We start from the raw sequence: 17,311 nt of genomic DNA on the forward strand, positions 1-17,311 counted from the left end.
GTTGAGGGTTGCTAGCCAGTCTGGGGGTGATGGAAGTCGTCGTCGGTCCAGACGAGGCGGTCGTAACGTGCGGCCTCCATCCCGGCAACGATAGCGTTGGCCTTCCCCGAACAGCCATCCGGCTCGCCGGCGGCGAGAAACCGAATGCCCTCAGGTGGGTCCTCCTGTTCGGTGACGGGGTCGTTTACACTGTCGTGAATGACCAACAGCTCGTTGCGGTCCCCAAGTTGGGCGGCCAGTTCCGCGCACGCGGCGGTCCACCTCGTCGTCGGCAGGAGAATGCTCGTCGGCGGCAAGTCGGACATGGCGTTTCCCTTTCATCGTTCCGGGCGATGAACGCACTGCCGGCGATCCATGAACACTCATAGTCACGTCTTTTGTGGTGGCGGTCCATCGCTGGCACATGCGTTACGTCACCGTCGTGGCCTACCCCTCTGAGGAGGGACTTAACCGGCTCGACCGGCGGGTCAACGAGCTCGGGCTGGAGTACCGGGCCATCCACCGCATGGAGCTCCTCTCTGACGACACCGTCGCGATGTTCGCCGAGGGCCGCGGCGACGTTGAGGCCCTCCGTCGAATTCTGTCGGAGTTACCCGAAGTCTTCGATTTCTCGATCTCCGGCGACGATACTGGGTTCTTCGCTTATACGCGCTATGCGGTAGACGATCTGACTCGGCTACTCATGGAGGGCCGGCGCGAGTCGTCGTACTTGATTGATATGCCGGTCGAGTACACCGACGATGGTGGCCTCCGGACGACCTACATTGGGACGGAGGAAGCCTTCGCCGACGCACTCTTTGAGCAGCCGACGGGCGTCAGGATCGAGATAGAGCGGACTGGACCCTACACGCCGGGTCCCCGCCACGTGGTCTCCCGGTTGACCGAGCGCCAGCGCGAGGTGCTCCAGGCGGCGGTCGAACTTGGCTACTACCAAGAGCCCCGCGAGGCGACCCACGGCGAGATCGCGGCGGTGACCGGGCTCGCCGAGACGACGGTCGGCGAGCACCTCCGGAAGATCGAGGCGGCCGTGTTTTCGTTGCTCCACGTTGACACCACCGACCGTTAACGCAACCGGCTGTTTCGGGGATTTCACCACCGGCCAGCTACCGTCTCGGCTCAGAGGTAAGATCAACATCGCCCACGAGTTTGGCACGACCGAGGTCGACTCCTCCCGGGGGAGAAACCACCAAGAAGTACGAGAGTTTCCCTGCGGTGGTGTGAACTACGTCATCGAATGCGTCAGTGTCGACCCGGTCGGAGAGCGTTCGAGGACTGGGTCGAACCGAGGGGGAGTTGCCGCTCGTGAACGCTTAGGTATTGGCCTCCACTTCACTTAGTTGCTTGACGAATTCCGGATCCCGATGGTCAGGGAACAGAGATTCGGCTTCGTCTATCTCTGATATCGTGTTCATGTTTCCGACACTCAGGTCGAAATCGAAGACGTCGAAGTTCTCGACGATCCGTCTCTCATGAACTGACTTGGGAATCGCAACAATCCCTCGCTGTATCAGCCATCGAAGAACGACCTGTGCAGCCGATTTTCCGTACTGCTCGCCGATCGAAACCAGTACGTCGTGCTCGAAGAGGTTGTTCCGTCCTTCAGCGAACGGCCCCCAGGACTCATGCTGAATCTCATGCTCGCTCAGGAACTCAGCGTCTTCGGTCCGCTGGTAGAAGGGGTGTGTCTCGATCTGATTGACTGCGGGGACGACTTCGTTGTGGACGATCAGGTCGATCAAGCGATCCGGGTGGAAGTTGCTAACGCCGATCGCTCGAATCTTGTCTTCGTTGTGCAGGTCCTCCATTGCCTGCCACGAGCCATGAACGTCACCAAAGGGCTGATGGATCAGATATAGATCCAGATAGTCCAGTCCCAGTCGATCGAGTGATCGTTCGAACGCTCGCTTCGTGCTTTCGTAGCCAGCATCCTGTATCCAGAGCTTCGTGGTGACGAACACATCCTCCCTCGCTACATCGCTCGTCTCGATCGCTCTGCCGACAGCTTCTTCGTTCTCATATCCGGCCGCAGTATCGATGAGACGATACCCGGTACGGAGAGCTTCGGAGACGCTTTGTTCACATACTTCGGGATCCTCGATCTGATACGTCCCGAATCCGAGGATCGGCATTTCCACATCGTTGTGTAGCGTGACGGTTTTCATTTCTACATTTGAATGTTGACCGCACGCCGTTTGGATTCGATGCTATTCTCAAAACCCATTTAAGTCCCTTCGGCTAGCCCGAACACTTCTCCAGAGAGCGTACTGGATAGCAGTATCTCATTAGAGACCCGGTTAATGGGTCAAGTCTGGAACGTCTGCTGTGGCTGCATCTCGATCGTCGACGTGAGTAACTGGCGCTCCCCTCGGCGGAGAAGGTTCGACATCGAGGGTTGGGAAATACCCATTTCTTCAGCTAGCTCACTGGCCGTGGCCTGTCGGGGATTGTCGTAGTATCCGCGAGAGATAGCGAGCGCCAGTGCCTCGTGTTGTCGGTCAGTTAGCCCGTACTGTGAGCGTTCATCTGGAGGCGGAGAATCCTGCGTGATCGAGAGAAGATCGATTCGGATGCCATGCTCATCGCAATGAGTCCGCATATTGTTGAACGACTCATAGTCCCGGAAAAGCTTCTTTTCGTACCAGCCCTCTGGACTGATGATCGTCGGTTCTATTTGAGTCTTCGCGAACCGTCCGGGAACGAACGCTTCCGAAATCATATCCTCCAGTTTGACGCTGAGCTGGTAGACATCTCTACCGCTTGCGCGTCCAAGTGGGGTTGTCTCGACTACTTCATCGAGGGCAGAGAGATCGTCTTCGGAAACATCATCAGCCGGGTCGAGATAGATGACGAACACCCGAGAGTTCCGTCCGAGACATAGGCCGTGTACACACTCTATTTGATTAGATGGTAACAATTCTGCGAAACCCACAAACGGAAGTGAGGGAGAATTGACGAGGAATTCCGCAGTAATTGCCATAGGGTATAGTAACTGCTGCTCGGACTTAATCCTGTAGGTCGCCGGTATGACCGTCCTGCTGGGACAGCCGTGATTCTCCGCTCACTTTTTCGGCCGCTTGCGTGCAAGAGACCAGTATGAACGTTACCCTTCTCAGTACGGGCGGAACCATCGCGAGTACGGCGACGGACACTGGGGCAACACCGACGCAGACGGGGGCGGAACTCCTCAAGACGGTTCCCGAACTCGAGACGTACGCGACGCTCTCGGTCGAATCCGTCGCACAGATTCCGAGCTACGAGATGGACGCTAGGACGCTCGAGACGATCGCCGATCGCGTCGGCGAACTCGACGCCGATCCTACCGTCGACGTCGTCGTCATCACCCATGGGACGGACACGATGGAGGAGACGGCTTACTATCTTGATGTCACCGTTCGGCCGGAGACGTCGGTGATTCTAACGGGTGCCCAGCGTCGCCCGGACGAGGTGAGTTCGGACGGGCCGAGCAACCTCCTGACGGCCGTTCGCGCCGGCGTAGCATTCGCCGACCGCGGTGCCGGTGGCACGTTCGTCGCGTTCAACGAGACGCTCCACAGCGCGCGGACGGTGACGAAGGCCCATACGTCTGCTCTCGAGGCGTTTTGTTCGAGAAACACGGGTCCAGTCGCGACGGTCGACCGGAACGGCGTCGCGATCCACCGGCCACCGAGAAGCGAGACGCGGCCAATTGAGACGACATCGCTCGCTGCTACTGTCTTTACGATCAAGAGCGGGAGCGCCGTCACTGGGGACCTCCTCGAGGCTGCGCTCGAGCGCGACGCGGACGGCATCGTGATCGAAGGAACGGGGCTCGGGAACGCGACGGCGGGCATCGCCGACGCCGTCCGTGACGCGATCGATGCGAACATCCCCGTTGTGGTCACGTCACGCTGTCTCGAGGGACGAGTCACGCCGGTCTACGGCGGCGACGGGGGCGGGGAGCGCCTCCGCAAGTACGGTGCGATCTTCGCTGACGACCTCTCCGCACAGCAGGCCAGACTTCGGCTCACGCTGGCGCTCGAGGCGTTCAACGACCCGGAGGCGATCCGAGCGGCGTTCGCGTCGTCGGACCGATCACAGGTGCCGAGCGATCAGACGTAGTCGCTCTCGCTCTCGTACACCGACGGGTCGTCTTTGAACGTCTCGGCGATCGTCTCGAGGGTGACGAACCGCGCGTTCTCGTGGCCCTCGACGTATTGGATGAACTCCTCGAGAAGGGGAATCATGTGGGGCAGGCCGTGGATGTCGGGATGGATCGTGAACGTGTAGACACCCGCGCCGCGGCGGTCGTAGAGGTAGTCGAACTGGCGCTTGTAGTACTGCTCGTACATCATCGCCGGGTCCTTGTACCCAGCGTGGTAGATCGGCTGCTTGATGAACAGCATCGGTGGGATGTCGTCGCGGTACCAGCTGATCGGGATTTCGACGACGTCGGTCTCGTCACCGTACTGGTAGGGCTCCATCCACGTCTCGGGCTCCTGATCGTACTGGATCTTCTCCCAGCTGTCGCCCGTGCGCATCCAGCCCGGTTCGAACATCCGTTCCATCAGGCTGCTGTCGTACAGAAAGCCGTGTTTCTCGACCAGTTCCGGCGTGTTCTCGCTGAACTCCCACCAGCTGGCGCGATGACCGACCGGCTCTGACCCGGTGACGTCCTCAATGAGGTCGATCGAGACCTCGAGAATCTCGTCTTCCTGTTCCCTCGAGAGGTCGGTCGGGTTCTCGTGGGAGTAGCCGTGGACGCCGAGTTCGTGGCCAGCGGCCGCGACTGCCTCGATCTCGTCGCGGAAGGTCTCGATCGTATGCCCGGGGACGTACCACGACGTCTGGATATCCTGCTCCTCGAAGAGCGCGAGCATGCGCGGAATGCCTTCGTTCCCGGCGGCCAGTCCCCTGGAGAGATCTGCGGGCGAGTCCGCACCCCCGTAGGAACCCAGCCAGCCGGCGACGCAGTCCGCATCGACACCGATCGCAACGTCGACGGTACTCATGGTGCGGGCGTGACTCCACCTACCAGCGGTAAAGAAGTGTATCACGGCCGTGTGTGACCGTTTCGTGAATCGACTGGTCGGCCATGGTCTCCGTCGAACGTCCGACGGTCGCGTGCCGGTTCCGAGTCCAGAAACCGCCCGGTAACTGGGGTAACGCTCAAAGCCATCGTAGCGAGCAACTCGAAACCCAAGCGCAGCAAGAGAACGAACGACAACGCCGGCCTGCTTCCGAGACCGAGGCCGTCGCCGGGCCCGAAACTCGAGGTGACGGCAGTGGCGAATCAGAGATTGATACGAGCGAACAGATCCATACCGGCGTCTCGATCACCGCGAAGCACAAGCGTGGCAGGGAACCCACGCCAAAACGAGATCAAGACCAAGCCGAAGGGGCGCAACGCTACCCTCGCTGCTGCGGAGATGGACCAGGTCCTCGAGCACGCCCACGAGTTGGTAGATCTGCTTTGAGAGGTCCAGCCCGTTGACATCCTCCTCCGCGTTCACGCGGAGGAATCCCGAGCGGTGGGAGTTTCAGGTTTGCAACCATGGACACCGCCACTTCACGGGAACCCGTTTAACCCAGTCGTCGTGGTCGGTGGCTGTCTAGCCGTGCCAAACGGCTGTTACTCCTATCCTCCATCATGTTCGGACGCCCCGTGTTGTTTTTGCCACGGAACGTCCGGCAGACTGCGACGGATTCGGAGGTATCCGCGGGCTTGCTCAACCGACGGGCACAGACGAACCCTTCTGGGATTCGTGTTCACCGCGTCGGCATTTCGGATACTGTCTCATTGGGTTGGCGGGTAGACCGCCTCCGAAGGCCGTTCGGAATCCGCTCCGCTCCGTTTCGACCTGACCTAACCACTGTATAGCGGTTCTTAGAACTTCAAAGTACAGATTGGAAATTCGACTATGCAGTTGTTGGTGGGATTCGTCATCGAGTGACGGCGCGTATCCACGGCCTGAAGGCCGTGGTATTGCGCCTGTTCAGCGGATAACCGCTACTACTACTGGCAGTGGCGGGAAGGCGATAAAGTGACCTCCAAATACAAGGGCCCAGTCAATCCAGACGAGTAAATTGGGAAGGAAAGATACCTACTCCCCGTTTCCGTCGTTTCATCACGCAGTTCGGGTTTCGACGTATCGAGAGATACACTCGTGATCAGGGGTGTGGTGAGCGACCGAACCGGGGAGCTATGCCAGATCTTCCAACCGGCTGTCCCGAAGCACAGATTTCAGCACGATTCCAGTGTCCTGAACCAACCGATGCTCCAGATAACTGCCCTCACCTCGACCGCCACCAGTCCGAGTTGATTCAACGACACCGAGGAATGCCTGCTCTTTCAACAGTTCATAGACGCGATGTTCGCTGAGGATTTTTGCATCGGCTTTCTCTGCCGTCGCTTGATAACGCTCGTAAATCCGGTTCGTCGAAAATTCGTCCTCATTCGGATTCTCTTCGGTGAGCAGCGCAAGGGAATAGAGGATGAATTTGACCTGCGTCGTCGATCCTCGTAGTAGTTCCTCGAACCGGTCGATTTCAGCCCACTCTTGGGCATCACGAACGTGCTCCTCAACGACCATATCGACGTTTTCTCGCTCAGCAAGTTCGCCAGCGTGACGGAGAATCTCGATGGCTTTTCTGGCGTCGCCGTGTTCCTGAGCGGCTAATGCTGCAGTCAGGGGGATCACATCATCAGAGAGAACTCCCTCGTGGAACGCGTCTCGACGGTGCTTCATAATCTCGCGCAGTTGGTTCGCATCGTAGGGTTGGAAGACAAACTCCTCCTCACGAAGACTGGACTTGACGCGCTCGTTCAACTGGTCCCGGTACTCGATCTTGTTGCTGACTGCGATGACGCCTAAGTGGCAGTCCGCTTTCCCCGATTCGCGAGCACGCGACAGCTGCATGAGTATATCGTCGTCATCGAGTCGATCCACCTCGTCAAGAATGATAATAACTGACTCGTAGGCGGTATCCAAAATATCCCAGAGATAATCGTAGTATTCACCACTCCCAATTCCTGCCCGTGGAATATCAAAGTCAGTCTCGTCCGTCTCGTTGAGTGTACGTGTCACCGTCCTAGCAACGCGCGTCTGCGTATTGTGCTGCGCGCAGTCGACGTAAACCGTGCCGACGGACACACCGTTCGACTCCGCAGCTCGGCGAGCTCGTTCGGTAACGTGGCGAGCAACCAGTGACTTCCCCGTACCCGTTTTTCCGTAAATAATCACGTTGTTAGGCGGATCACTACGAACGATCGGCCTGAGTTCAGCGGCAACAGCCTTGATCTCGCCATCACGACCGACGATACGTCCACTTTCAGGAACGTGACCCACTTTCAGCAGTTCCTTCCGAGCGAAAATGTTGGCTCGGTCAGGGTCGGCTTCATCTAAGTTAAAGAGGGGATCGTCGGAAGGGTCCTCGTAGCTGCCGTCGAAGTCAGAGGGTTGGGATGGTTCCTCGGCCATCAACATCAGACATCGCGCATGGGAACTACTTAATTATTTGGCTACCTCGACAAGAGTGTAAATCGGGCTATAGTCGTCTTCTGATGTTTTGTTTCTGGCGTATCATCCTTATAAAGAGTCGAGTCAATCCCGAGTGAAATGGGGTTCTTGACGACGGGTAACAGCTTTAGTCAGCACCCCTGTTCCAGAGTGAAAACGCCAGAATCAGACGGGTTTGCCACACCCCCAGTCCAGAGTGAATAGCGCACTATCCAGTGAGCAGAACGAACGATCTAGGGCACACCCCTCGTCAAGAGTGAAAATCCAACGGATAATGGAATTTATGTATGGGTCTTTGAGAATCAGCTGGTACCCCCGGTCAAGAGTGAATCAGGAGGAGCTGTGAAACTTCCTCAAGGATGCGAACGACAGTTCCAGTGAAAGCAGACGAGTCTCAGTCAGATCTGTCGTGATCAGGATCTCTGATTCCAACCTGATGATACCGAATTGATGGAATTCATCCTAGACGCGAGATCTAACGGGTTTCTATGATCGATCATCAATCCAGATACGGATGGTGTCTCACGATGCATGTATGATGGAATAAAACCCACACACCCCTCGTCCAGAGTGAAACGCTTCGATAGTGTCTCAGTATATCGGGGCGAAATCGGAGGCCGGCTCAAGGAGATAACACCGGAATCACAAGATGAGAGGGGATATATTCATGAAACCGCTAACATACAAACGACGACTTGCTATACATGTCAATATTAGTATTTCTATCTAGGGGTTTTATTACTGTTCCTTCCCTACCGTTCTCCAAGTGCATTCATTACAGTAAGAAGGACGAAGACGGCATTCGTCCGGGTAGTTACGAACTGCTGCTCATTATCGCTATTCCTTTCTCTCTATATTTCTACGTCTTAGGCTATCTTTCCGTGGTTCTTTCTGGATTCTTTTCTTGACAACCTTCGTTTCCTGTGGACCTTGCCCCACTCTCTCGACTGGTTTTCACTCTGGACGAGGGGTGTGTGGGCCACGTGTTCCGTCTGCTTCCCCCTACATAGGATCTTGACAAACAACCTCTACATTAACCAACAGTCCTTCGGAGCCCTCGATTTTGTTGGTTAACTCTCGTTGAGTTTGATGAAGGTCGACAAGTTTGTTTCCTAAGTCTCAGCGATTTGGTGTCGAATCTTCCTCCGATCCCATCCGAGCGGTGACAGCACACTTTCGACAGCTCTGACGAGTTGGGTCTCGTAGTACGAGGCATCGTAGGTCTCGATATCTTCGTGGGCAAGAGCGACGCGGTCTCGTGAGGCTTTCTCGTCGTCGACGACCACGTACTCGATCGGCTGAAACTCGTCTTCGGCGCCCCACAACAGGAGCGTTCGGGCCGAAATATCGCTCGGATTGATCTCGGTCGTGTGGCTCGTATTCGTCCCGATGGCATTGCGCGAGAGCGAGACGATCGCCTCTTCGGAGTCCCACGGTGCGCATCCCCTCAACGAATTCTTCGCTCGGGTCGTCGTAGCGGGTATCACGGAAGATTCCTTCGAACATCTCTCGGGCGTCGTCGACGCTCATCTCGTTGATGGTCGAAGGCAGCCCGAGATCAACGATCGTCTCGATCGGCCACGAGTCGTAGCAGACCGTGTTCGAGAGGACGAGGTTCTCGACCGCATCGGAGTTATGAGCGGCGTAGCGAAGTCCCACGCTGCCGCCGAGGTCGTGTCCGACGAACGAGAGGGCTCCGAGGCCGAGTTCGTCGACCAGCCCGTCGATCATCTCTTCTTGCGCTCGAATCGAGCGGTTGAAGCCATCGTGCATCGCCGAGTTACCGTAGCCGATCATGTCCGGCACGATCACTCGGTACTCGTCCAACAGTGGCGGTGCGACGTCACGCCAGAGGAACGACGATGTCGGAATGCCGTGACAGAACAGTACTGGTTCGCCGTCGCCGTCGTCGTAGTAGGCAACCTCGAGATCGTGCTCGTTGACGGTGACGGTCGCCGTCTCCTGGTTCTCGGACCACGTCTGATAATCCATACCGTGTCGGCACTGCCACAGCGATGCCACTAGAAGTTGGTGTCGGTCGGAACTCGGACGTATTCGCGGGCTTAGTCGAGATACTCCGTGATCGGTTCGCCCGTGTTTGTCGCCGTCGATTCGACGAAATCGTTGCGGAACTCCTCACCCCATTCGGCTGCGCTTTTGAGACAGTCTGCGACGTAATTGGGAATCGGTTCGATATCGGAATCCGTCTCCAGCCCGGTCGTCGTCAGGACAAGGTCGGTTCGCTCGAGGCGGTCGCGGTCGTCCTCGTCGTAGGGTGTGATATCGTCGAACGGCACTTCGATCAATCGGTACCAGCTCTCTCGCCCTCGAAACGCGGTGTATTCATTTCGATCGACTGCTGGAACAAGTACGCCGTTCATCCAGGCGTCGGAATCCCGGACCGCGTTGGCGACGGCGCATACGACGTCGTCATCGCTCCGCCAGCTCGTCCGCTGGTCAAAGATTCGCTTCACCCCTTCGATTTTTATCGGGATTGCCCGATCGGGTGCATCGTCCGACAAGGCGGTCAGTTCGGACGGAGCGATGAGGCTACCGTATCCCACGAGCGCGATCCGCGGTCGCGCGTCTCAGTCCATGTTTCCGGTGAAAACGAGCAAGCGTAAAAGTCCTCGAGCCGATTGACGGCCGTCACGATTGGACTCGTTCGATCTGTTCGAGGCCTCGCTAACAGATTATCGTAACTAAACTTCTGCATACTGCTCGTCATTGAGCGAGTACACCTTCTGTCGAGCGTCCATGAATGATATTTCCGAGGTGACGAGATCGCGGTCATCGAGTTGGTTCAACGCGAAACGGACCGTTCGAGCGGGCAAATCGTTTCCTCCGCGAGTTGCGACTGGGTGAGAGAACCCTCGTGTGTGAGAACCATCAACACGAGTTTGGCGCTCGGCGGAACTTCCTTGATCGCATCGGGTGTAGTTTTCGCAGTGAGGGGAGGCTGATCATTCATGTATCGGGTTCCTCTCCTCGAAACGACTTCAATGATTCTCGGCAGTGCATCAGTCTCACACAGACGCAACAGCGATTCCTATTCGTCCGTCATTACGACGGATGTGTCTCCACAACGTATGCAGGAGTACGACTTTCTAGTGATCGGTTCTGGATCAGGCCTGGACGTGGCGAACGCGGCCGCACAGCGCGGTCAGTCGGTCGCCGTCGTAGAGAAGGGACAGCTCGGCGGCACCTGCCTCAATCGCGGTTGTATTCCCTCGAAGATGCTGCTCTACTGCGCGGAAGTCCTTGAGACGATCGAGCGCGCCGACGAGTTCGGGATTGAGGCGTCGGTCGGTAGCGTCGCCTTCTCTGATATCGTTCGAGAAGTCAACGAGGAGGTGGAAGAGGACTCCGAATCGATTCGTCGGGGATTGGAGTCGTCCTCGGATCACGACCTCTATCGGGCGGAGGGCCGGTTCGTCGACGAGCGAACGGTCGAGCTGTCGGGCGGTGAGTACGACGGCGAGCGTCTGTACGGTGACACCGTTCTCGTCGCAGCTGGAACTCGCCCCGAAATTCCGGCGATCGAGGGCATCAAGGGCGTCGACTACATGACGAGCAGAGAAGCACTTCAGCGAGAGGAACCGCCGGATCACCTCGTTATAACCGGCGGTGGCTACATCGCCGCGGAACTGGGCCACTTCTTCGGGACGTTTGGCAGCGACATCTCGATCATCGGTCGACGATCGCACCTGCTGCCGGACGCCGACGAAGAGGCCGCTGACGAGTTCACCGAGCGGATGGCCGATCGGTTCGACGTGTATACGGGCTACGAGGCCACTGCCGTCTCCGAGTCGGACGGGACCGTAACCGTCGAAGCGCGACCGTATCCGGAACCCGAGTCATAACCGTATCCGGAACCGGAGAGCGGCGAGGGAGTCGCAGAGCACGTCACTGTCACCGGTGACGAATTGCTCGTCGCGACGGGGCGAGTTCCCAACACCGATCTACTAAACGTGAGCGCGGCTGGAATCGATACGGACGAGCGGGGGTTCGTCGAGACCGACGAGTACCTGCGGACGACTGCCGAAGGAGTCTGGGCACTCGGCGACATCGTCGGAGAGTACCTGCTCAAGCACAACGCGAACCATGAGGCCCGGACTGTCATGCGAAATCTCTTCGGCGACGAGCATCAGTCGATCGACTACACCGCGATGCCGTTCGCGGTGTTCTCTTCGCCAGAGGTCGCTGGCGTCGGTGCGGCCGAGGCGGAACTCCGGGCCGCCGGCCGCGACTACGCCAAACGGACGTACCGATACGAGGATACCGCACGGGGGAGCGCGATGAAGGCAGAAGGGTTCGTCAAGCCACTCATCGACCTTGAAGGCGAGATCTTGGGCTGTCACATCGTCGATCCGGGGGCGTCGAACCTCATCGAGGAGGTCGTCGTCACGATGACAGCCGGGTCCGGAACAGTTCAGGACATCCGCGAGTCGGTGCACATTCACCCCGCGCTCTCGGAAGTCGTCCAGCGGGCGTTCTCGGGACAGTTCACCCGCGGCGGTCACGACCAGGACCACAAACACGATCATTAAGTCGAGGAAGACGGTCCGAAACGATAGTCAGTCTTTGACAGTATTCCACCGCGCATATGACAGCCGCCCCGTTTTGTGTGCGGCTTGCATGGCTTTGTGTACAATGGTAAAGACAGCCATTTTCATACTCGCAGGAACTGAATCACACAGTGACCTCGGTCGTCTCGTCAACGGCCTTGAGGCGGCCCGGGAGTTCTCCGAGAACGACGAGGACGAGCTGGAACTCATCTTCGACGGCGCCGGCACGCAGTGGATCGAGGAACTCGAGGACGAGGACCACGACTATCACGACCTCTACCAGTCAGTACAGGGCGAAGCGGCCGTCTGCGATTACTGCGCCGGCGCGTTCGGCGCAGACGAGGCCGTCGAGGATGCCGGTCTCGTACGTATCGACGAGAACGAGGGCCATCCCAGCATCCGGTCGCTCGTCGACGACGGCTACGAGATCATCACGTTCTGACGGCCACTCTCGATCCCGGTCATCGGGTTGACGGTCCACCGTCACTCCGTAGCGAATACGGGTTATTCCTCGGGAGACATAATCGGATCGCCGAGTCGAATCCCCATCGGCGGCGGTCCGGGCGTCTCGTTCCCCCGCATATAGCCGAGGTAGAGGGCGCTGTTGACGATCCCGATGTGGCTGAACGCCTGCGGGTAGTTTCCGAGGTGCGCACCGCTTTCCGAATCGACCTCCTCTGCGATGAGTCCGAGCGGGTTCAGATACGAAAGTAGCGATTCGAATCGGGACTGTGCTTCGTCGACGCGCCCGGAGAGCACGAGTGCATCGACGAGCCAGCATGAGCAGAGGACGAACGCCCCCTCGTCGCCCGGGAGGCCGTCGTCGCCGTCGTACCGAGATACGAAGACTTTCTCCTCGACTAACGTTTCCTCTATGGCTTCGATTGTTCCCTGAACGCGCTCATCGCCGAAAGGAAGGAAGCCAACGATCGGAAGCAACAGCCCTGTGGCATCGAGCGAATCCGATCCGTAGGACTGGACGAACGCACCAACGTCCTCATCATAACCGTTTTCGAGGATGTCGTCCCTGATCCGATCGCGGCTCTCCCGCCACGTCTCGAGAGGAGCGTCGTAATCCCCGTCGGTCGCGATTGCGATCCCCCGATCGAGGGCGACCCAACACATCACTTTCGAGTAGACGAAGTGCTCGTTCCCGCCGCGGACCTCCCAGATGCCTGCGTCTGGTTCGTCCCAGATTTCGCGAACGTAGTCGACGATGTCATTGATTCGTTCCCACTCCTCGTCGTCCAGCTCGCGCCCGTGGTGGTGCATCTCGTCGACGGCTAGCAGGAGTTCCCCGTAGATATCGAGCTGTTGCTGTTGTGCCGCTCCGTTTCCGATCCGGACCGGCTGCGAGCCGCGATACCCCTCAAAGTGATCGAGTTCTCGTTCCTCAAGGTTCGACTCACCGTGAAGGCTGTACAGCGGCTGGATCGCCGCCGGCTCGTCCGCCTCACAGAGATCCATGAACCAGTCGAAGTAGTCGGTCGCCTCCCCAACGGTACCGAGATTCATTAGTGCCTGAACGGTGAATCCGGCATCTCGCAGCCAGTTGAACCGGTAGTCCCAGTTCCGGACGCCGCCGATGTCTTCGGGTAACGATGCAGTCGGTGCGGCCGCGATTGCTCCCGATTCGGCGTGCGTGAGGAGTTTGAGAACGAGCTGCGAGCGGACGACCAGATCGTGCCAGGATCCCTCAAAGGCGCAGTCGTCTTCCGGATCACAGCTGTGCGCCCAATCGATCCAGTACTCGAGGGTTTCCTCCAGGGCAGCGTCCGGGTCCGTATTCGCGTCTTCGGCGCCCGTACACCGGAGCAGGAACCACTCCGACTCGCCCGCCTCGAGTGAGAGGTCGCCAGTGATTCGTCCGTTGTCGATCTCGAGGTCGGTCGGGCTCTCGAGCAGCGTCCGTTCATCCTCACCGTCGGCGATAATGCCTTTCTCGACCGATTCGATCGACGTCTCTGCACGCCCGTAATCGAACTGCGGATCGAGTTCGACCTCGAGATCGACAGCACCATCTGCACAAGAGAGTTTGCGGTAGAGGACTTTCTTCGGGTGGTCGGTTCGGCCGGCCGGTGGCAGGAAATCAATTACTGTCACCGTGCCACCGTCGGTGCGAAAGGTCGTCTCGAGGACGTTCGTGTCGTCGACGTACCGTCGCTCCGTCTCGAACGACTCGGTCGGGGTGATTCGGAAGCGGCCGCCGCGCTGGGCGTCGAGGATCGCGGCGAGGATGCTCGGCGACTCGAGGTGCGGAAACGGAAACCAGTCGATCGAGCCGTCCAGGGCGACGAGCGCACACGTCTCGAGGTTACCGACGATGCCATAGTCTTCGATCGGCGGATACACGCTGGACTCAGTCACCGACATCACCCACAGTGCGAATACAGGCAGTGAACGCGGCGTACCCGAGAGAGGTGATCCACATGATACGCTATTCGGAGACTAGGAATAAAAAAGCGGACCCCGCGTCAGCGAACCTTCTCCAGAAGGGATGGGAAGTCTCGAAAAATATCATAGGCCGAAGCTTCACGAGGTATACTACCGTGGGTTCGTCGTAGGATGGACTACGTTTCAAAGCTCGTCTACGACGACGACTGCCACTTCTGTACGTGGTCCGCGACGTTCGCCGTTCGCCGGAGCAACATCCAGCCGATCAGGCTCTCAGAAGTCCAAGAGGGACGATCACGGCTCAGCGACTTCGAACGCGAGCACCTCCCGGACGGCTACGAAGAGTGCGCACAACTGATCACCGAAAACGCGGTGTACTCGTGCGGGGCCGCGACCGAGGAATCCCTCGTCATCGCTGGCGTGTTGCCGAGACGACTGATCGAGTTCTTGCGACGATTCGAGATGTACGGATGGTTACGCGAGAAAATGTACCATACCCTTTCGAACAACCGCGATATCGTCGCAAACGTGCTCGGCAGGAAACCACCCGTCAGTGATCACGTCTCCGAGGACGATGTCTACCCCGAACAGACATCTAGATAACCCGAGTAGCTATCGATGAGCGAATCTGCGAAACCGAAATTCGTAGTCATCACGTGAGCACCGACAAGCGTCGGCCGGGCGACCACGCGACCGTTCGGCGAACGAGGGGACGGATTAAATTGCTCGCGCAAGGCGAAGGCAGACTCGAGAGAGCGAAAGTTTTGTCAACGAAGCCGTGACACTCGGCTCTCGAAAAATCCCATCCCTGTTCTGATAGGAGAAGTCCTCCGATCAAAACTGGACGCTATCGGTGCCGTCGTCGGTCCCGTATACAACTTCGTCGACCACATCCACGAACAGTCCGTGTTCCTGTGCCCCGGGAATCTTGGACAAGGCCTCGGCTCTCTCAATCGGCTTCTCGAGTTCGCCGAAGTCGCAGTCGATAACGAGGTTGCCGTTCGCGGTGAACAACGGCCCGTCCTTTCGCTCGGCGTACCGGAGCGACGGATCACCACCCTGTTCGCGGACCCACCGCTGGACGGCGTCGCGGGACTCCGGGAGAACCGACAGCGGGACCTCGTGGGAAAGCGGTGACGCAGTCTTCCGCTCGTCGGTCGCGATCACCAACCGGTCGGCCATCGAATCGATCAGCTTCTCGCGAGCATGGGAAGCACCACCACCCTTAATGACGTGTGGACGGTCGGGATCCCACTGATCGGCGCCGTCGATTGCAACGTCGAACGATTCGACCTGATCGACGCTCACCAGCGGAATCCCCGCCTCCTTCGCGAGTTCGTGGGATTGGAGGGAGGTGGCGGCGCCCCGAACGTCCGTTAGCTCGCCGTCGTCGAGCTTCCACCCGATCGCGGCGATGGCCCACGCGGTCGTTGACCCCGTTCCGAGGCCGATGGTCATCCCGTCCTCAACGCGTTCGGCCGCTTGCTTTCCACCTCGTCGGCGCATATCCAGCAGGACGTCCTCGGCCGAACTCTTGATCCGCATCGGCGACGGAATCACCCGGATTCGCTCGTCGATCTCCTCGTCCGAGAGCGACACACCAGCGTCCTCGAGCGCATCTCTGGCCGCCTCGACGGTCTCGTCGTAGGCTTCGGCCCAGACGCTGATCTCGTCTCCGTTTTCCTCGTAGATGAACTGCGTAGCCATCAGCGAACCACCTAGGGCTCACTATTCCTCATCGTCGACCTCGCGGTCCGTCGGCCGAACTGGGCTACGGCCATCAATTTCGGCGAGACTACTCCGAGCCTCGTTGTTGACGCGGCCCGTGACGCGCTCCTCGAGCGTATCGTCGTCTTCCCCGAAGGGATGGCCGCCGAATCCGTGGCGCATCAGCGAGATCGCTCGGTAGGCGTGGCGCTGGTTCCCCCGGGACTTGAACAACTCCATTACCGACTGGGAGATGACCGGAACTGGCGTCTCGCCCTTTATCGCCTCTTGGACGAGCCAGTTTACTTCGCCGGTGTCTTCGACGACGTTCGGAATCTCCTCGAACGGCGGCGGATCGTCGACCATCTCAGACTGCTCCCGCTCTAGTCCCTCGGCCATGAGCTGGACGAGCCAGCTCCGGATCACCGAGCCGCTGTTCCAGTTGCGGAATACCTCTTCGAGATCGAGATCGAATTGTCCTGCCTCGAGGAGTTCCACGCCCTCCGCGATCGACTGGAGCATTCCGAATTCGACGCCGTTATGGACGAGTTTTACGAAATGTCCTGCTCCCGATGGGCCGGCGTGGATCAGTCCGCCCTCGACGGAGAGTTCGTCGAGGATCGGCTCGGCAATTTCGAAGACCTCCTCCTCCCCGCCGACCATGAAGCAGGCGCCGTTACGTGCACCGGGGAGTCCTCCGCTGGTTCCGACGTCGAGAAAGTAGAGACCGTCATCGCGTATGCGCTCGGCGCGCCGGATCGAATCCCGCCAGAATGAGTTCCCGCCGTCCATCACGACGTCGCCCTCGTCGGCCCGCTGAGCGAGTTCCTCGAGGGTCGTATCGACCAGCTCACCCGCCGGGACGGAGACGTAAATAATCCGGGGTGTAGAGAGCTTCGAGAGGAACTTGTCGTATTCGTCGGGGTCGTAGATCGGAATCCCCTTCTCTTGGAGTTCTTCGTGTTCGGACGGCGCCATTCCGACAACGTCGATATCCGCCTCGACGGCCTGCTTCGCGAGGTTCCCACCGATTTTTCCGAGACCGATAACGCCGAGTTGAGTATTATCTTCTGCCATTGCGTGGTGAGGTATGAGGTACGAAGTGACTGTTAGTCGAAATCATAAGTGTTTATAAGCGATACAGGA

General features: G+C 58.6%; 14 protein-coding genes and 4 pseudogenes. 6 read left to right on the plus strand and 12 right to left on the minus strand.

The genetic code is table 11. The annotated features are described in order from the left end of the window. Positions 1-11: 11 nt before the first annotated feature. Positions 12-305, minus strand: a complete 294-nt coding sequence (locus ACJ70B_RS18375) for a hypothetical protein (RefSeq protein ID WP_408960477.1) — start codon at positions 303-305, stop codon at positions 12-14. 98 nt (positions 306-403) lie between these two features. Here ACJ70B_RS18375 and ACJ70B_RS18380 point away from each other — a divergent pair, with 98 nt between their 5' ends. Next, positions 404-1,066 (plus strand): helix-turn-helix domain-containing protein, encoded by a 663-nt coding sequence (locus ACJ70B_RS18380; protein WP_408960478.1) that lies wholly within the window; start codon positions 404-406, stop codon positions 1,064-1,066. A 244-nt stretch (positions 1,067-1,310) separates the two neighbouring features. Here ACJ70B_RS18380 and ACJ70B_RS18385 read toward each other — a convergent pair whose 3' ends face one another. Then, positions 1,311-2,162 (minus strand): aldo/keto reductase, encoded by an 852-nt coding sequence (locus ACJ70B_RS18385; RefSeq protein WP_408960479.1) that lies wholly within the window; start codon positions 2,160-2,162, stop codon positions 1,311-1,313. Between the two features lie 140 nt (positions 2,163-2,302). Beyond that, positions 2,303-2,977, minus strand: coding sequence for a helix-turn-helix domain-containing protein (locus ACJ70B_RS18390; RefSeq protein WP_408960480.1), 675 nt, complete (start codon positions 2,975-2,977; stop codon positions 2,303-2,305). A gap of 116 nt (positions 2,978-3,093) precedes the next feature. Between ACJ70B_RS18390 and ACJ70B_RS18395 the strand changes: the two genes are divergently transcribed. Then, entirely contained in the window at positions 3,094-4,098 is a 1,005-nt protein-coding gene (locus ACJ70B_RS18395; RefSeq protein ID WP_408960481.1) for an asparaginase, read from the plus strand. Here ACJ70B_RS18395 and ACJ70B_RS18400 read toward each other — a convergent pair. After that, positions 4,089-4,988 carry a polysaccharide deacetylase family protein gene (locus ACJ70B_RS18400; protein WP_408960482.1) on the minus strand — a complete coding sequence of 300 codons (900 nt, stop codon included), beginning with the start codon at positions 4,986-4,988 and terminating at the stop codon, positions 4,089-4,091. The two genes, ACJ70B_RS18395 and ACJ70B_RS18400, sit on opposite strands and share 10 nt — an antisense overlap. A gap of 342 nt (positions 4,989-5,330) precedes the next feature. Between ACJ70B_RS18400 and ACJ70B_RS18405 the strand changes: the two genes are divergently transcribed. Continuing rightward, positions 5,331-5,453, plus strand: coding sequence for a hypothetical protein (locus ACJ70B_RS18405; protein ID WP_408960483.1), 123 nt, complete (start codon positions 5,331-5,333; stop codon positions 5,451-5,453). Between the two features lie 726 nt (positions 5,454-6,179). Here ACJ70B_RS18405 and ACJ70B_RS18410 read toward each other — a convergent pair. The 5 genes and pseudogenes from ACJ70B_RS18410 to ACJ70B_RS18430 form a co-directional block, all read right to left on the minus strand. Continuing rightward, positions 6,180-7,457, minus strand: coding sequence for a Cdc6/Cdc18 family protein (locus tag ACJ70B_RS18410; RefSeq protein ID WP_408960484.1), 1,278 nt, complete (start codon positions 7,455-7,457; stop codon positions 6,180-6,182). Positions 7,458-8,608: 1,151 nt separating this feature from the next. After that, positions 8,609-8,797, minus strand: a pseudogene (locus ACJ70B_RS18415) (DNA polymerase I); the annotation flags it as partial. A gap of 163 nt (positions 8,798-8,960) precedes the next feature. After that, a pseudogene (locus tag ACJ70B_RS18420) lies at positions 8,961-9,488 on the minus strand (alpha/beta fold hydrolase); the annotation flags it as partial. Between the two features lie 71 nt (positions 9,489-9,559). Further along, complete coding sequence (locus tag ACJ70B_RS18425; protein WP_408960485.1) at positions 9,560-9,877, minus strand: hypothetical protein; 318 nt, start codon at positions 9,875-9,877, stop codon at positions 9,560-9,562. Between the two features lie 321 nt (positions 9,878-10,198). Further along, positions 10,199-10,467: pseudogene (locus ACJ70B_RS18430) on the minus strand (MarR family transcriptional regulator). Between the two features lie 118 nt (positions 10,468-10,585). On the opposite strand from ACJ70B_RS18430, the pseudogene ACJ70B_RS18435 reads away from it, so the two are divergent. Both ACJ70B_RS18435 and ACJ70B_RS18440 read left to right on the plus strand, forming a co-directional pair. Next, positions 10,586-12,046: pseudogene (locus tag ACJ70B_RS18435) on the plus strand (dihydrolipoyl dehydrogenase). Between the two features lie 103 nt (positions 12,047-12,149). Continuing rightward, positions 12,150-12,506: a DsrE family protein gene (locus ACJ70B_RS18440; protein ID WP_408960486.1), complete on the plus strand. Its 357-nt coding sequence runs from the start codon at positions 12,150-12,152 to the stop codon at positions 12,504-12,506. A 62-nt stretch (positions 12,507-12,568) separates the two neighbouring features. Here the strand turns inward: ACJ70B_RS18440 and ACJ70B_RS18445 are convergent, their stop codons facing one another. Further along, complete coding sequence (locus ACJ70B_RS18445; protein WP_408960487.1) at positions 12,569-14,437, minus strand: glycoside hydrolase family 15 protein; 1,869 nt, start codon at positions 14,435-14,437, stop codon at positions 12,569-12,571. 192 nt (positions 14,438-14,629) lie between these two features. On the opposite strand from ACJ70B_RS18445, the gene ACJ70B_RS18450 reads away from it, so the two are divergent. Continuing rightward, a complete protein-coding gene (locus ACJ70B_RS18450; protein ID WP_408960488.1) occupies positions 14,630-15,061 on the plus strand; it encodes a DCC1-like thiol-disulfide oxidoreductase family protein in 432 nt (143 codons plus the stop codon). Positions 15,062-15,292: 231 nt separating this feature from the next. Here the strand turns inward: ACJ70B_RS18450 and rpiA are convergent, their stop codons facing one another. Together rpiA and gnd are read right to left on the minus strand one after the other, a co-directional pair. Beyond that, positions 15,293-16,165: a ribose 5-phosphate isomerase A gene (gene rpiA, locus ACJ70B_RS18455; protein ID WP_408960489.1), complete on the minus strand. Its 873-nt coding sequence runs from the start codon at positions 16,163-16,165 to the stop codon at positions 15,293-15,295. Between the two features lie 21 nt (positions 16,166-16,186). Further along, the gene (gene gnd, locus ACJ70B_RS18460) at positions 16,187-17,242 is read right to left on the minus strand and encodes a phosphogluconate dehydrogenase (NAD(+)-dependent, decarboxylating) (RefSeq protein ID WP_408960490.1); all 1,056 of its coding nucleotides are present in this window, start codon (positions 17,240-17,242) and stop codon (positions 16,187-16,189) included. Positions 17,243-17,311 lie beyond the last annotated feature (69 nt).

This window comes from Natrinema sp. 74 (genome assembly GCF_046097095.1).
In the GTDB taxonomy this organism is placed as follows: Archaea; Halobacteriota; Halobacteria; order Halobacteriales; family Natrialbaceae; genus Natrinema.

Coding starts and splice junctions, on each gene's coding strand:
- rpiA (WP_408960489.1), bottom strand. CDS start 16,165: ATGGCTACGCAGTTCATCTACGAGGAAAACGGAGACGAGATCAGCGTC.
- ACJ70B_RS18425 (WP_408960485.1), bottom strand. CDS start 9,877: ATGAACGGCGTACTTGTTCCAGCAGTCGATCGAAATGAATACACCGCG.
- ACJ70B_RS18380 (WP_408960478.1), top strand. CDS start 404: ATGCGTTACGTCACCGTCGTGGCCTACCCCTCTGAGGAGGGACTTAAC.
- ACJ70B_RS18400 (WP_408960482.1), bottom strand. CDS start 4,988: ATGAGTACCGTCGACGTTGCGATCGGTGTCGATGCGGACTGCGTCGCC.
- ACJ70B_RS18385 (WP_408960479.1), bottom strand. CDS start 2,162: ATGAAAACCGTCACGCTACACAACGATGTGGAAATGCCGATCCTCGGA.
- ACJ70B_RS18410 (WP_408960484.1), bottom strand. CDS start 7,457: ATGGCCGAGGAACCATCCCAACCCTCTGACTTCGACGGCAGCTACGAG.
- ACJ70B_RS18395 (WP_408960481.1), top strand. CDS start 3,094: ATGAACGTTACCCTTCTCAGTACGGGCGGAACCATCGCGAGTACGGCG.
- ACJ70B_RS18440 (WP_408960486.1), top strand. CDS start 12,150: ATGGTAAAGACAGCCATTTTCATACTCGCAGGAACTGAATCACACAGT.
- ACJ70B_RS18450 (WP_408960488.1), top strand. CDS start 14,630: ATGGACTACGTTTCAAAGCTCGTCTACGACGACGACTGCCACTTCTGT.
- ACJ70B_RS18390 (WP_408960480.1), bottom strand. CDS start 2,977: ATGGCAATTACTGCGGAATTCCTCGTCAATTCTCCCTCACTTCCGTTT.
- ACJ70B_RS18375 (WP_408960477.1), bottom strand. CDS start 305: ATGTCCGACTTGCCGCCGACGAGCATTCTCCTGCCGACGACGAGGTGG.
- ACJ70B_RS18445 (WP_408960487.1), bottom strand. CDS start 14,437: ATGTCGGTGACTGAGTCCAGCGTGTATCCGCCGATCGAAGACTATGGC.
- gnd (WP_408960490.1), bottom strand. CDS start 17,242: ATGGCAGAAGATAATACTCAACTCGGCGTTATCGGTCTCGGAAAAATC.